The organism is Streptomyces sp. NPDC101225 (genome assembly GCF_044767585.1).
Classification (GTDB): Bacteria; Actinomycetota; Actinomycetes; order Streptomycetales; family Streptomycetaceae; genus Streptomyces.
On the sequence record NZ_JBIWOE010000053.1, the window covers coordinates 1 to 14129 of the forward strand.

The 14129-nt window shown below is 72.8% G+C and carries 11 protein-coding genes and 1 rRNA gene; 7 read left to right on the forward strand and 5 right to left on the reverse strand.

Features of this window, described 5'->3' with window-relative positions; all coding sequences use genetic code 11:
* A 5S ribosomal RNA gene (gene rrf, locus ACIRPX_RS40830) occupies positions 1-92 on the forward strand; the annotation flags it as partial.
* A 113-nt stretch (positions 93-205) separates the two neighbouring features.
* Here rrf and ACIRPX_RS40835 read toward each other — a convergent pair.
* Genes ACIRPX_RS40835 through ACIRPX_RS40855 form a run of 5 tightly spaced genes read right to left on the reverse strand, consistent with a single transcriptional unit; the run spans position 206 to position 5810 of the window.
* The gene (locus ACIRPX_RS40835) at positions 206-1516 is read right to left on the reverse strand and encodes a DUF58 domain-containing protein (protein WP_404205025.1); all 1311 of its coding nucleotides are present in this window, start codon (positions 1514-1516) and stop codon (positions 206-208) included.
* Positions 1516-2505, reverse strand: coding sequence for an AAA family ATPase (locus tag ACIRPX_RS40840; RefSeq protein ID WP_404205095.1), 990 nt, complete (start codon positions 2503-2505; stop codon positions 1516-1518). Before ACIRPX_RS40840 ends, ACIRPX_RS40835 begins: the two co-directional genes overlap by 1 nt.
* The gene (locus ACIRPX_RS40845; RefSeq protein ID WP_404205027.1) at positions 2505-3701 is read right to left on the reverse strand and encodes a DUF4350 domain-containing protein; all 1197 of its coding nucleotides are present in this window, start codon (positions 3699-3701) and stop codon (positions 2505-2507) included. The genes ACIRPX_RS40840 and ACIRPX_RS40845 overlap by 1 nt, the downstream gene beginning before the upstream one ends.
* Positions 3698-4483 carry a DUF4129 domain-containing protein gene (locus ACIRPX_RS40850; RefSeq protein ID WP_404205029.1) on the reverse strand — a complete coding sequence of 262 codons (786 nt, stop codon included), beginning with the start codon at positions 4481-4483 and terminating at the stop codon, positions 3698-3700. Before ACIRPX_RS40850 ends, ACIRPX_RS40845 begins: the two co-directional genes overlap by 4 nt.
* 4 nt (positions 4484-4487) lie before the next feature.
* On the reverse strand, positions 4488-5810 hold the full coding sequence (locus tag ACIRPX_RS40855) for a hypothetical protein (protein WP_404205031.1): 1323 nt from the start codon (positions 5808-5810) through the stop codon (positions 4488-4490).
* A gap of 140 nt (positions 5811-5950) precedes the next feature.
* Here ACIRPX_RS40855 and mtnA point away from each other — a divergent pair, with 140 nt between their 5' ends.
* The 6 genes from mtnA (at position 5951) to hpf (ending at position 14010) form a co-directional block, all read left to right on the forward strand.
* Positions 5951-7099 carry an S-methyl-5-thioribose-1-phosphate isomerase gene (mtnA, locus tag ACIRPX_RS40860; RefSeq protein ID WP_404205033.1) on the forward strand — a complete coding sequence of 383 codons (1149 nt, stop codon included), beginning with the start codon at positions 5951-5953 and terminating at the stop codon, positions 7097-7099.
* Positions 7100-7341: 242 nt separating this feature from the next.
* A complete protein-coding gene (mtrA, locus tag ACIRPX_RS40865; protein WP_187284748.1) occupies positions 7342-8031 on the forward strand; it encodes a two-component system response regulator MtrA in 690 nt (229 codons plus the stop codon).
* 1 nt (position 8032) lies between these two features.
* Complete coding sequence (gene mtrB, locus ACIRPX_RS40870; protein WP_404205035.1) at positions 8033-10090, forward strand: MtrAB system histidine kinase MtrB; 2058 nt, start codon at positions 8033-8035, stop codon at positions 10088-10090.
* Positions 10080-11912: an LpqB family beta-propeller domain-containing protein gene (locus ACIRPX_RS40875; protein WP_404205037.1), complete on the forward strand. Its 1833-nt coding sequence runs from the start codon at positions 10080-10082 to the stop codon at positions 11910-11912. The genes mtrB and ACIRPX_RS40875 overlap by 11 nt, the downstream gene beginning before the upstream one ends.
* A 219-nt stretch (positions 11913-12131) precedes the next feature.
* A complete protein-coding gene (locus ACIRPX_RS40880) occupies positions 12132-13007 on the forward strand; it encodes a ComF family protein (RefSeq protein ID WP_404205097.1) in 876 nt (291 codons plus the stop codon).
* 310 nt (positions 13008-13317) lie between these two features.
* Positions 13318-14010 carry a ribosome hibernation-promoting factor, HPF/YfiA family gene (hpf, locus tag ACIRPX_RS40885; protein WP_404205039.1) on the forward strand — a complete coding sequence of 231 codons (693 nt, stop codon included), beginning with the start codon at positions 13318-13320 and terminating at the stop codon, positions 14008-14010.
* The last annotated feature ends 119 nt before the right edge of the window (positions 14011-14129 follow it).

The following is a 14129-nucleotide window of genomic DNA, read 5'->3' on the forward strand; positions in this document are numbered from 1 at the left end:
CGCCCGGTTACATTCCGAACCCGGAAGCTAAGCCTTACAGCGCCGATGGTACTGCAGGGGGGACCCTGTGGGAGAGTAGGACGCCGCCGAACAATCATTCAGAAAACCCCCGGCCGGGGATACCGGTTCGGGGGTTTTCTGCGTTCCGGGTTCGATTGTTTTTGGGGCTCTCCAGAAAGAGCCCCTTGGCCCTACATGCCGTGTCCTACAGGCGTCCGGCGGTCTTCAGCGCCAGATATGCGTCCGCCAGTGCCGGCGCCAGTTCGTCCGGTGTCTCGTCGACGACGGTGACGCCGTGGCGGCGGAGTTGTTCTGCGGTGCGGTGGCGTTCGCTTTGGGACTGCGCTGCGGCCGCGGCGTCGTAGACGGCCTCGGTGTTGCCCCGGGACGTGGCCATCCGGGCGATGTGCGGGTCCGCGACGGAGGCCACCAGAACCGTGTGGCGCTGGGTGAGTTGAGCGAGGACGGGGAGCAGGCCCTCTTCCACCGGGGCCGTGTCGAGGCTGGTGAGCAGGACGACGAGCGAGCGGCGAGGGGCCGTACGGAGAGCGGTCGCCGTCAGGCCTCGGGCGTCCAGTTCGACCAGTTCGGGTTCGAGCGTGGCCATCGCGTTGACCAAGGACGGGAGGACGTCGCGCGCCGTGCGGCCCTGGACGTGGGCGCGTACCCGGCGATCGTAGGCGAGCAGGTCCACCCGGTCGCCGGCGCGGGAGGCGAGGGCCGCCAGCAGCAGCGCAGCGTCCATGGAGGCGTCGAGGCGCGGAGCGTCGCCCACGCGGCCCGCGGACGTACGGCCCGTGTCCAGGGCCAGGAGGATGTGACGGTCGCGTTCGGGGCGCCAAGTGCGTACGGCGACCGCGGACTGGCGGGCGGTCGCGCGCCAGTCGATGGAGCGGGTGTCGTCGCCGGGGACGTACTCGCGCAGGCTGTCGAATTCTGTGCCCTCGCCGCGGGTGAGCACGCTCGTGCGGCCGTCCAGTTCGCGGAGGCGGGCGAGCTTCGAGGGAAGGTGCTTGCGGCTGGTGAAAGGCGGCAGGACGCGTACGGTCCAGGGGACTTTGTGCGTCCCCTGGCGGGCGAACAGGCCGAGAGGGCCGTACGAGCGGATCGTCACCCGGTCCGCCTGGCGGTCGCCGCGGCGGGTCGGTCGCAGCCGGGTGGTGAGGCGCCGGCGCTCCCCTGCGGGGACCGTGAGGCGGTGGCGGGACGCTGCGACCTCCGTGCCGGGCTCCCAGCTGCTCGGCGGCCAGGCGTCGCGCAGGCGGGCCCTGAGGAGGCGACGGGACGGATTGGTGACGGTGAGGGTGACGTCCGCCGCCTCGCCCAGGCGTACGGACGTGTCGCCGGAGCGGGCCAGGCCGAGGCGTCGTACCGGAGCAGCCAGGGCGAAGTCGCAGGCGCAGGCCGCGGCGATGGGGGCGTTCACGGCGAGCAGGCCCGTCCAGCTGGGGTCCCAGATGCCGACGGGGAGGGAGCCGAGGGCCGCGAGGAGCGCGGCGCGTCCGGTGATGGCCATCAGCGGGGGACGGGGACGTGGGCGAGGATCGCGTTGATGACGGAGTCCGCGGTGACGCCTTCCATCTCGGCCTCGGGGCGCAGCTGCACCCGGTGGCGCAGGGTGGGGAGGGCCAGAGCCTTGACGTCGTCGGGGATGACGTAGTCGCGTCCGGTGAGCCACGCCCACGCGCGCGCGGTGGCCAGGAGCGCCGTCGCGCCGCGCGGGGAGACGCCCAGGGTGAGTGACGGCGACTCGCGGGTGGCTCGGCAGATGTCCACCACGTAGGCGGTGATCTCCGGGGAGATCGCCGTCTTGGCGACGGCTGCGCGGGCGGCCTCCAGGTCCGCCGGGCCTGCCACGGGGCGTACGCCGGCGGCGCGCAGGTCGCGTGGGTTGAAGCCCTCGGCGTGGCGGGTGAGGACGTCGATCTCGTCCTGCCGAGAGGGCAGAGGGATCGTCAGCTTGAGGAGGAAGCGGTCCAGTTGGGCCTCGGGGAGGGGGTACGTGCCCTCGTACTCGACCGGGTTCTGGGTCGCGGCGACCAGGAACGGGTCGGGGAGCGGGCGCGGAGTGCCGTCGACCGTGACCTGGCGCTCCTCCATGGCCTCCAGCAGGGACGACTGGGTCTTCGGGGGCGTGCGGTTGATCTCGTCGGCCAGGAGGAGGTTGGTGAAGACCGGGCCGGGCTGGAAGGAGAACTCCGCGGTGCGGGTGTCGTAGACCAACGAGCCCGTCACATCGCTCGGCATCAGGTCCGGGGTGAACTGCACGCGCTTCGTGTCGAGTTCCAGGGCGGACGCCAGGGCGCGCACGAGCAGGGTCTTGGCGACTCCGGGGACGCCTTCGAGGAGGACGTGCCCGCGGCAGAGGAGCGCCACGACGAGGCCGGTCACGGCGGGGTCCTGGCCGACCACGGCTTTGGCGATCTCGGCACGCAGGGCCTCCAGGGAGGCCCTGGACCGGGCCGGGTCCCCGGCGTACCCGGCGTTGTCAGTGGTCGGGTCCATCATGGACGGCGTACCTCTCTTTCGAGGGCGTCGAGTTGGTCGGCGAGTGCGATCAGGGCCGTGTCGTCGCTGGGCGGCGGGCCGAAGAGGAGTGAGTGCAGCGACCGTCCGTCGCCGTGGAGGTGGGCGGACAGGGCGGGGAGCAGGGCCTCGGGCGCGTGCGCCTGGGCGACGGGGACGCCGACGAGGGGGGCGAGGCGGATGCGGGAGGCGGAGCGAAGAGCGGCGGCCGCGCGGTCGCGGGCGTTCGCCTTGCGGTAGAGGCGGGCACGGCCTTCGACGGTTTCGGAGGCGCGGATCGCCACGGGGAGTTTCTCGGGCACGAGGGGGCCGAGCCGGCGTGCCCGCCAGAGGGCGGCGAGGGCTGCCGCGACGAAGAGCTGCAGCGTGCCCCAGACCCAGCCGGAGGGCAGCAGGTCGAGGAAGCCCTTCTTCTCGCCCGTGTCGGTGGCCGAGGTGTCGGAGAGCGAGGGGAGGTACCAGACCAGATGAGGGCGGGAACCGAGGAGCTGGAGGGCGAGCGAGGCGTTGCCCTGCTGGTCGAGACGGTTGTTGAGGAGGATGTCGGGGGCGCCGACGACGACGGTGTCGCCCTTCTCGGAGGTCGCCGGGAGGCGCAGGAGGGTGGCCAGGCGTTCGCTCGGGTAGCACTCGTCGGCGTCGACGCGGGTGGTGGTGTAGCGGATGCCACCCGTGTCCGCGGCGCCCGCGCGGCGGGCGGCGGGCAGCCGGCACTCGGGGGTGAGCGTCGAGTCGAAGCTGTTGGCGGGGTCCGCGGTGACCCCGGGGACGAGCGTTTCGACGGACGCTCCGCTCGGCGCGACGAGGACGGTGCGGCCGCCGGAGCCCGCGACCGCGGAGTGCAGCCGGCTCTGCTGCGACTTCGTCAGAAGGTCGGGGACGGCGACCAGGAGGGTGGTGTCCGGGGCGGCTGCGGCTCGGGCCCCGTCCAGGGTGGTCACCACGCGCGTGGACACCCCGCGCTCGGCGAGGAGTTCGGCGACGGCGCGGCTGCCGTAGGGGCCGACGGAGCGCGGGTCGAGTTCGCCGTGCTTGGTGTCGGAGCGGATCACGGCGATCGCGACGGCCGCCGCCAGGAGGAGCACGAGGGCGAGCGCGATGCCGCGTGTGCGGGTCCACACCTGGCGGGCGGTGGGCGAGGCCGAGGTGGACGGGAGGGTGGCCTCGGTGGTCATCCGGCGGCTCCCTGGCGGGCGCCGTCCGCGGTGCCGGCGCTGCTGCTCGCGAGCCGGGGCTTGCTGCGCTCGAGGTCGCGGTCGAGTGCGGCCATGCGGTCGTACGACTCCTCGGTCGCCCTTCGCCCGCCGTACGTCACGTCGTCGAAGTCCCGGGCGGCGGCCCGCAGGCGGTCGGTGTGGGCGGGCAGGGCGCGGCCTGCTTCGGCGGCCGCCTCGTCCGCGGTGCGGCCCGGGCGGACGTCGAGGAGGGCGCGCTCCTCCAGGGAGCGGACGATGGCGCGCGTGCGCTCCTGGACGGCCTGGTTCCAGTGGCCCTGGGCGGCGTGCGCCTCGGCGGCGGCGCGGTGTTCGGCGGCGCTGCGGGGGCGGTCGTCGAACAGGGCGGCGGACGAGACGGGTTCACGGCGCGGCGTGCCCAGGCGCCACCACAGGGCGCCCAGGACGGCGACGACGGCCACGATGATGACGACCAGGCCGAGCATGCCCCCGGGCGTCGCGGCCGCGGCCGAGCCGAAGAGCTTGTCGACCCACTCCCAGAAGGCGTTCAGGGCGCGCTGGAACAGGCTGGGGTCGTTCTCGTGGTACATGCGTTTGGACAGCTCACGACGGGCCGCCTCACGCGCGGGGTCCCGCGCGATCGTCACCGGCGGTTCGTCGCCCGAGCCGGCCGGCGACAGGACCGACGCGTGTGCGGCCCTCGTCAGGGTCCGTACGGCCGATCCCGCGGCGTGCGGCAGGGCTGTGGGCACCGCCGTGAGAACTCCCCCCGTCAGGCTCACGGCTTCAGCCTCCCGAGCCGGCGCCGGCGCCGTAGCCCGCGACGCCGGAGGCGCGGGCCAGTTCGAGGTCGAGGGCCTCGCGGCGGATGCGCTGGTCGATGTAGAGGAGCACGGTGACGCCCGCGTTGATCGGGTACGTGATCATGGAGCCGATCACCGAGCCGATCCCGCTGATGATCAGGAAGGTCCAGCCGAGGTCGCCGGTCCCGGCGGTGAGGAGGCCGGTGATGCCGTCGCCGCTGAACGCCGCGGCGATGAAGGTGAAGGGGATGACGACGATCGCCGAGATGATGTTGGCGATGATCCCGGCGAGCAGGAGGATGCCGAACACCCGCCACCAGGAGCCGCGGACGAGCTTCACCGACCGGCTCATCGACTTCACCACGCCGCGCTTCTCCAGCATCAGGGCGGGCGAGGCGAGGGAGAAGCGGATCATCAGCCACAGGGCGACGATGCCGCCGCCGAGCCCGCCCAGGGCGGCGAGCGCGAAACCGGCCGCGGTGTTCGCGAAGACGGCCACGAGGATGCCCGGCAGCATGCCGCCGAGGACGATCGCGACGGCGATGACGAGCAGCAGCAGGATCAGGCCGAGCAGCTTGAGCACCTGGGGCCGGGCGTCGCGCCAGGCCTCACCGGTGGTCACCGGCCGGCCGAGGACGGCACGGCTGGTCACGGTGGTCAGCAGGGCGGTCGCGGCGACCGTGGCGATCAGGGAGACCAGGAAGACGGCACCGGAGCCGAGCATGGCGTCGCCCAGGGCACGCGTGAGTTCCTTGGCGCTGGCGCTGGGGTCGTCGAGGGCGGCCGTACTGGTGTCGTTGAGCACGAGGCCCTGGAGCAGGATGACGACGACCTCGGCGACCACCGCGACGGTCAGGGAGATGCCCAGGACCGTGCGCCAGTAGGTGCGCATGGTGGAGACCGCGCCGTCGAGGATCTCGCCCACGCCCAGCGGGCGGAGCGGGATGACACCCGGCTTGGCGGCGGGCGGGGGGCCTCCCCAGCCGCCGCCCCACGCGGGGTGGCCGGGCGCGCCGTAGGCACCGTAGCCCTGGGGGGGCTGGGTGCCCCAGCCGGGGCCCGGGGGCGGTGGCGGCGGAGGGCCGGGCGGGGCGGCGTCGCCGGGCCCCGTGGGCGCGGACCACCGGCCTGGCGGCGGCTGCTCCTTGGACCACTGCGGGCCGTGGTCCTGTGCGCCGGCACCGTCCTGCTGCTCGGGGCCGGGCCGGTCCGCGGGACCGGGACGGTCGGCAGGGCCGGACGTGCCGGACCCCTGCCCGTCGGAGGGGGCAGATCCGGGCGAGGCCCAGCCCGGAGTGTCTTTCATCGTCGCTCCTTCACGGTGCCCGTCCGCGGTCGCGGCTGCAGGTTGGCAGCCATCGTGCCATGGGGTGGTCATCCGGGTACCGGCCGCGGTATGGGCTGGACACCTTCAATTGTCCGCCGCGGAAGGGGCAGACTGACCGCATGGCTGATCAGTACGCGCATTCCGGCGAAGACAGCAGGCCGACCGAGATCCCGGTGATCCGATGGGAGGAACCCCCCGAAGGCCCGGTGCTGGTTCTGCTCGACCAGACGAGGCTGCCGGCGGAGGAGGTCGAGCTGGTCTGCACGGACGCGTCCGCCCTGGTGGAGGCGATCCGTTCGCTGGCCGTGCGCGGGGCGCCGGTGCTCGGGATCGCGGGAGCGTACGGCGTCGCGCTCGCCGCCGCGCGCGGATTCGACGTGGACGAGGCCGCGACCGTGCTCGCGGGTGCCCGTCCCACCGCGGTGAACCTCGCCGCCGGTGTGCGCAGGGCGCAGGCGGCGCACCGGGCCGAGTTCGCCAGGACCGGCGATGCCACGGCCGCGGCGACCGCTGCGCTCGCCGCGGCGCAGCGACTGCACCGGGAGGACGCCGACGCCAGCGCGCGCATGGCCGCGCGCGGACTGGCGCTGCTGGACGAACTGCTGCCGGCCGGCGGGCACCGCGTCCTCACGCACTGCAACACCGGGTCGCTGGTGTCGGGCGGGGAGGGGACGGCGTTCGCGGTGGCGCTCGCGGCGCACCGGGCGGGGAGGTTGCGGCGGCTGTGGGTGGACGAGACGCGTCCGCTGCTGCAGGGCGCCCGGCTGACCGCCTATGAGGCGGCGCGCAGCGGCATGGCGTACACCTTGCTCACGGACAACGCGGCGGGCTCGCTGTTCGCCGCCGGTGAGGTGGACGCCGTACTGATCGGGGCGGACCGGATCGCGGCCGACGGGTCGGTGGCGAACAAGGTGGGCAGCTATCCGCTCGCCGTGCTCGCGCGCTACCACCATGTGCCGTTCATCGTGGTGGCGCCGGTGACGACGGTGGACCTCGACACCCCGGACGGAGCGTCGATCGAGGTCGAGCAGCGGCCCGGTCATGAGGTGACCGAGGTCGTGGCGCCTCAGGTGGCGGTCGCGGGTGCGGAGGCGGGAGCCGGGATCCCGGTGGCGCCCCTGGGCACGCAGGCGTACAACCCGGCGTTCGACGTGACGCCGCCCGAGCTGGTGACCGCGATCGTCACGGAGGAGGGCACCGTCTCGCCGGTGACCGCCGAGGCGCTGGCCGAGCTCTGTGCCGGGTCGCCCCAGGTGACGATCGGCTGAAGAGGACCGGCGGCCCGCCCGGTGCCGGTGGGCCGCGCGCACTCCGGATCGGCCCGCCGGGCGGGTCCGGCGCCCGTCCGCCGGGCCGACCTCGTGGTCAGGGTGCGCCTACGCTGGGTGAGGGACGGCCGTTGACGACAGCGGCGTCGGTGGACGAGGCAGACAGTGACGGCGCAGTACGACTATCGTCACGGGCCAGTGACCCTGCTCACCAGCGCCTCTGTCACTGTTACGAGAATGGGATGATGTCGTTTATGAAGGGACGAGTCCTGGTCGTCGACGACGACACGGCACTGGCCGAGATGCTCGGCATCGTGCTGCGTGGTGAAGGTTTCGAGCCGTCTTTCGTGGCCGACGGCGACAAGGCGCTGGCCGCCTTCCGTGAGAGCAAGCCCGATCTCGTGCTGCTCGACCTGATGCTGCCCGGACGGGACGGCATCGAGGTCTGCCGCCTGATCCGGGCCGAGTCCGGTGTGCCGATCGTGATGCTCACCGCCAAGAGCGACACCGTCGACGTGGTGGTCGGGCTGGAGTCGGGCGCCGACGACTACATCGTCAAGCCGTTCAAGCCGAAGGAGCTCGTCGCCCGGATCAGGGCGCGGCTGCGGAGGTCGGAGGAGCCGGCGCCGGAGCAGCTGGCCATAGGCGACCTCGTCATCGACGTGGCCGGTCACTCCGTGAAGCGGGACGGGCAGTCGATCGCGCTGACGCCGCTGGAGTTCGACCTGCTGGTGGCGCTGGCGCGCAAGCCGTGGCAGGTGTTCACGCGTGAGGTGCTGCTCGAACAGGTGTGGGGCTACCGCCACGCCGCGGACACCCGCCTGGTCAACGTGCATGTGCAGCGGCTGCGCTCCAAGGTGGAGAAGGACCCCGAGCGGCCGGAGATCGTGGTGACCGTCCGGGGCGTCGGTTACAAGGCAGGGCCGAGCTGACATGTCCGGTCACAGTGCCGCTTCGGCGCCCGGGCCGGGCGAGGCCCGCGCGGAGCGGCCTGTCGGCCGGGGAGCGGCCGGCTCCCGATGGGAGCAGCTGCTGGAGGGCGGTCTGCTGCAGGGCGGCGTCCAGGGCAGCCCCGTCCTGCGCCTGTTCATGCGCTGGGTACGCCGGCCGCTGCTGCCCGTCATGCGGCTGTGGCGCCGCAACATCCAGCTCAAGGTCGTCGTCACGACGCTGCTGATGTCGCTCGGCGTCGTCCTGCTGCTGGGCTTCGTCGTGATCGGGCAGGTGCGCAACGGCCTGCTGGACGCCAAGGTGAAGGCCTCGCAGAGCCAGGCCACCGGCGGCTTCGCGGTGGCCAAGACGCGGGCCGACGAGGCCGCGGCGGCAACCACCGACGGCAGCGGCACGACGGCCGACAACCGTCCCTCGCAGAACGTCATCCAGTGGATGAGCGATCTGGTCTCCTCGCTGTCCAGCGGCGGTCAGGGCGCCTTCGACGTGGTCACCCTGCCCGCCGGGGACAACGGCGGCGGCGGGCGCGGTCCGCGCGCCTCCGGCGACGTCGACCCCTCCGCCAGCGTCCCCGAGGACCTGCGGACGCGGATCGGCGACGGGGCGGGGGCCGCCCAGAGCTACACCAGCATCGTCTACAGCAACGCCAAGGAGTCCCAGCCGGCGCTGGTCATCGGCAAGCAGGTCAACGACCCGAACGGCGACCCGTACCAGCTGTACTACCTCTTCCCGCTCACACAGGAGGAGAAGTCGCTGAGCCTGGTCAAGGGCACCCTGGCGACCGCCGGGCTCTTCGTCGTCGTCCTGCTGGGGGCCATCGCCTGGCTGGTGGTGCGGCAGGTCGTGACGCCGGTGCGGATGGCGGCCGGGATCGCCGAGCGGCTGTCCGCCGGGCGTCTTCAGGAACGGATGAAGGTCACCGGTGAGGACGACATCGCGCGGCTCGGCGAGGCCTTCAACAAGATGGCGCAGAACCTGCAGCTGAAGATCCAGCAGCTGGAGGACCTGTCGCGGATGCAGCGGCGGTTCGTGTCGGACGTGTCGCACGAGCTGCGGACGCCGCTGACGACCGTACGGATGGCCGCCGACGTCATCCACGAGGCGCGCGAGGACTTCGACCCGGTCACCGCGCGGTCGGCGGAGCTGCTGGCCGATCAGCTGGACCGGTTCGAGTCGCTGCTCGCGGACCTGCTGGAGATCAGCAGGTTCGACGCGGGGGCGGCGGCGCTGGAGGCCGAGCCGATAGACCTCAGGGAGGTCGTGCGGCGGGTCGTCAGCGGGGCGGAGCCGCTGGCCGAGCGCAAGGGCACGCACATACGCGTGACGGGCGACCAGCAGCCCGTCGTGGCGGAGGCGGACGCCCGGCGCGTGGAGCGGGTGCTGCGCAACCTCGTCGTCAACGCCGTGGAGCACGGCGAGGGCAAGGACGTCGTGGTCAAGCTCGCCTCGGCGGGCGGGGCGGTCGCGGTCGCGGTGCGCGACTACGGCGTCGGGCTCAAGCCCGGCGAGGCCACGCGCGTGTTCAGCCGGTTCTGGCGGGCCGACCCGGCACGCGCGCGTACCACCGGCGGTACGGGCCTCGGTCTTTCCATCGCGCTGGAGGACGCGCGGCTGCACGGCGGCTGGCTGCAGGCGTGGGGCGAGCCGGGCGGCGGCTCGCAGTTCCGGCTGACGCTGCCGCGGACCGCCGACGAGCCGCTGCGGGGCTCGCCGATACCGCTGGAGCCCAAGGACTCGCGGCGCAACCGCGGACTCGACGACGCGGGGCTGCCGCGCGGCGGCAGTGAGAAGGCCGCCACCGTGCCCGCGCAGCCCGCCGGGGACCAGATACCGATGGCCCCGCGGCTGAACGGCACGGCGCCCAACGTCGACCCGGCTGCGCTGCCGGGCAACGGCGCGCGGGTGGTGCCCCGTCCCGCCTCGGGAGCGCGGCGGCAGGACCAGACGTCCACCGAGGGTGGAGCACCGGAGAAGACCCCTGGCCGGGGTCCCGGGCCGGAGGAGTCCAAGAAGCAGGGGGAGGCATTTCGTGGGCGCTGACCGCGACGGGGGTGGCCGGCGCCGACCGGCTCGTGCGGCGGCGTACGGCGTCTGCGGCGTCGTACTGCTGGCGGGGTGCGCCTCGATGCCGGACAGCGGGGACGTCAGCGGCGTCGACTCCACGCCGCGCCAGGACACCCAGGTACGGGTCTTCGCCATGCCGCCCCCGGACAACGCCCAGCCCTCCGACATCGTCTCGGGCTTCCTCGAGGCGCTGACCAGCGACGACCCGAGCTATTCGACGGCGCGCCAGTATCTGACCAAGGCGGCCTCGCGGGCGTGGAAGCCGGGACTGTCCAGCACCGTCCTCGCCGACGGGCCGGGCATCGACGTCAACCGCCTGGGCAGCCGGGAGAACAGCAACGACCTGTCCTTCACGCTGACCGGGACGAAGCTCGCCAGGGTGGACGCGCAGCAGGCGTACGCGCCCGCGAGCGGCTCGTACAACGAGCCGGTGCACCTCTCGCGCGACAGGAAGACCAAGCAGTGGCGCATCGACACGCCTCCCCAGGGCGTCGTCATGGGCAAGTCGGACTTCCAGCGCAACTACATGGCCGTGAGCAAGTACTACTTCGCCACCGACACCGCGAGCCGGTCGGCGTCGCGGCCCGCGGCCGTCGCGGACCCCGTGTACGTGCGCCGGCGCGTGGACCCGATGACGCAGATGGTCCGCTCGCTGCTCAGCGGGCCCACCCACTGGCTCGATCCCGTGGTGCGGACGAGTTTCCCCACCGGTACGCAGCTGCAGAAGGGCGTCGCCGCGCTGGCGCCCGACGACCAGAACAAGCTGACCGTGCCGCTGAACGCGAACGCCGCCCGGGCCGGTGCGGCCAGGTGCAAGGAGATGGCGGCGCAGATCCTGTTCACGGTGCAGACCCTCACGCCCGCGGTGGACGAGATACAGCTGCGGTCGGGCCGGACGCAGCTGTGCTCGCTGGTGGAGGGGCGGGCCAACGACGTCGCCTCGCTCGGCTCGGCGCGGCAGCCCGACTACGTGTACTTCCTCGACAACAAGAGCCGGCTCGTACGGCTCGCGGCCGGCGCCAACAGCACCAAGGCGGAGCCGGTGCCCGGGGCGCTGGGCGAGGTCGGCAGGCAGCTGCGGTCGGTAGCCGTCTCGCGCCACGAGGACAGGGCGGCCGGTGTGAGCGCCGACGCCAAGAACCTGTACGTCGCGTCGCTGGCGTCCGGCAGTTCGCTCGGCGCCCCCGTTCTGGTCAGCCACGGCACGACGGAGCGGGACCGGCTGTCGGCGCCCAGCTGGGACGCGAACGGCGACCTCTGGGTGGCCGACCGCGACCCCGCCAAACCCCGGCTGCTCCTGCTGGACCAGGGCAAGGGCGAGCCGGTCGAGGTGAGGACCCCGGACCTGGACGGCAGCATCCAGGACGTTCGGGTGGCCGCCGACGGCGTGCGGATCGCGCTCGTGGTGGCGAAGGGCGGCAAGACGTCGCTGCTCATCGGGCGGATCGAGCGGCGGCAGGAGTCCGCGGAGACCCGGCCGACGGTCTCGGTGCTCGAACTGCGCTCCGCGTCGCCCGAGTTGGAGGACGTGACGACCATGTCCTGGGCCGGGGACGGCCGGCTCGTGGTCGCCGGTCGCGAACAGGGCGGAGTCCAGACCATGCGCTACGTCCTGGTGGACGGCTCCACGCCGGAGGGCCCGGCGCCCGCGGCTCTCAGCGGGATCAAGGAGATCACCGCGACCGAATCCGACAGCCTGCCCATGGTGGCGAACTCGGAGGACGGGATCGTACGGCTGCCGTCCGGGATGCAGTGGCAGAAGGTCACGGACGGGCAGGCACCGGTCTATCCCGGGTGAGATCCGTGCGGGGTAAGGCCGGGCAGGCCGGTCGCGGGGTCTGACGGGGACGACAGCCGCGTGCGTCCGCGCAGGCCCGCCGCGTGCGTCCGCGCCGGGTTGCCGCGTGCGCTCGCGGACTGCCGTGTGGCGGGCCTGGTGTGCGCCGGGGACGAGTTGTCCACAGGGAGTTTTCCACAGGGGTGGCCGGGTGACCCGGGCATGGGCACAGTGGTGGTCATGCGGGGGTGGTGGCAGGACCTCACCGACCTGGTGCTGCCGGCCGAGTGCGGAGGCTGCGGGATGCCTCGCACGGTGCTCTGTGCGAAGTGCCGTGCCGCCCTGAGCGGGGCCGCACCGGGCCGGGTGCGACCGGTGCCGGAGCCGCCCGGGCTGCCCGTGGTGCACGCGGCCGCCCGGTACGCCGACGAGGTCCGGGCCGTGCTCCTGGCCCACAAGGAGCGCGGGGCGCTGTCTCTCGCCGCACCGCTCGGCACGGCCCTGGCAGGGGCTGTGCGGTCGGGGCTCGGTCAGGCGCCGGGTGCGGCGGCCGTGGGCGGCGCGCCCTTGCTCCTCGTCCCCGTGCCGTCCTCGCGCGCGGCCGTGCGCGCACGGGGACACGATCCGGCGCGGCGGATCGCGCTCGCGGCGGCGGGTGAGCTGCGGCGGGCCGGGACCGCGGCCAGGGTGCTCGCCGTGCTGCGGCAGCGGCGTGCCGTGGCCGACCAGGCGGGTCTCAACTCCCGGCAGCGGCTGGAGAATCTGGCGGGCGCCCTGACCGTGGCGCCCGGAGGTGAGCGGCTGCTGCACGCCGGCCCGGTCGTGCTCGTCGACGACCTGATGACGACGGGCGCCTCCTTGACGGAGGCGGCGCGTGCCGTACGGGCTGCGACGGCGCCGACGGAAGGGCTCATTCCGTACGGAGAATCAACTGGGCCCGTGTACGCGGGAGCTGCGCGGGAAGTGATGGGAGAACAGAGGCTTGGATCAAGAGAAGAAGAGACCGGCCGAGGGCACGCGGTGCCGCTCATGGCGGGCGCGTGGGCCGCGCGTGACGTCGTCCGTGCGGCCGTGGTCGCAGCCCCGCCGGGTTCTTTCGAAATAAACCGGAACTGACTGCTTAGTTGCATCGTTGCAGGTAATGAGAGGGTCAATTCACCTGAACGGAGGTACGCCGCAGTAGAGGGTGACGCCATCCGTCCGGGCGAGATATGTTCGGTTGTGAGAGAAAGGCGCAGGCCATCCCTCGCACACCCGAATGCCGGGCTGCGGGTTTTCACAATCACCCGCAGCGGTGGAGTGGAGATCTTGTCCGCGGGGGAGGAGGTGGAAGTCACCGAGTCCGAGGTTCCGGAGTTGCCGGGGCCTGGTGCAAAAGGGAGATGCTCCGCCGCCGAAGCGGAGTGATCCGGGAACGGAGTTCTGCGTGGACATCGTCGTCAAGGGCCGCAAGACCGAGGTGCCCGAGCGGTTCCGCAAGCACGTGGCCGAGAAGCTGAACCTGGAGAAGATCCAGAAGCTCGACGGCAAGGTGATCAGCCTCGACGTCGAGGTGTCCAAGGAGCCCAACCCCCGACAGGCCGACCGGTGTGACCGAGTGGAGATCACGCTCCGCTCCCGCGGTCCCGTGATCCGGGCGGAGGCAGCGGCCAGCGATCCGTACGCCGCCCTCGACATGGCGGCGGAGAAGCTGGGCGCCCGGCTGCGCAAGCAGCACGACAAGCGGTTCTCCCGCCGCGGCGCGCGCAGGATCTCGGCGGCCGAGGTCCCCGACCACGTCCCCGGCGCGGCGACGCTCAACGGCAATGGCGAGGCGGTCCGGGACGACGAGCCGGACGGCGTGCCCACCAAGAAGATCGGCTCTCTCGAGGTGAAGGGCGAAGGCCCTCTCATCGTCCGCGAAAAGACTCACGTAGCCGCCCCGATGACACTCGACCAGGCCCTCTACGAGATGGAACTGGTCGGCCATGACTTCTATCTGTTCGTCGACTCCGAGACCAAGGAGCCCAGTGTCGTCTACCGGCGGCACGCCTACGACTACGGGGTCATCCACCTCAGCACGGACCCGATGATCGCCCAGGCGCAGGCTCCCGCGCCGGGCGGCACGCTGGGTGGCTGACGAGCGCGGCTGACGGCTGAGCCGGTGCCCCTGGAGCGCCTGTGCGCCCCCAGGGGCATCGGTGTGCGACCACTGCGCGCCCCGTTCGGTCACCGCATGGTCGCCCGGGCATGGAATCA

Bases quoted from the DNA above. Each gene is read 5' to 3' on its own strand.
- mtnA (WP_404205033.1), top strand. From the start codon at position 5,951: ATGGCTGATCAGTACGCGCATTCCGGCGAAGACAGCAGGCCGACCGAG.
- ACIRPX_RS40840 (WP_404205095.1), bottom strand. From the start codon at position 2,505: ATGGACCCGACCACTGACAACGCCGGGTACGCCGGGGACCCGGCCCGG.
- ACIRPX_RS40835 (WP_404205025.1), bottom strand. From the start codon at position 1,516: ATGGCCATCACCGGACGCGCCGCGCTCCTCGCGGCCCTCGGCTCCCTC.
- mtrB (WP_404205035.1), top strand. From the start codon at position 8,033: ATGTCCGGTCACAGTGCCGCTTCGGCGCCCGGGCCGGGCGAGGCCCGC.
- ACIRPX_RS40855 (WP_404205031.1), bottom strand. From the start codon at position 5,810: ATGAAAGACACTCCGGGCTGGGCCTCGCCCGGATCTGCCCCCTCCGAC.
- mtrA (WP_187284748.1), top strand. From the start codon at position 7,342: ATGATGTCGTTTATGAAGGGACGAGTCCTGGTCGTCGACGACGACACG.
- ACIRPX_RS40845 (WP_404205027.1), bottom strand. From the start codon at position 3,701: ATGACCACCGAGGCCACCCTCCCGTCCACCTCGGCCTCGCCCACCGCC.
- ACIRPX_RS40880 (WP_404205097.1), top strand. From the start codon at position 12,132: ATGCGGGGGTGGTGGCAGGACCTCACCGACCTGGTGCTGCCGGCCGAG.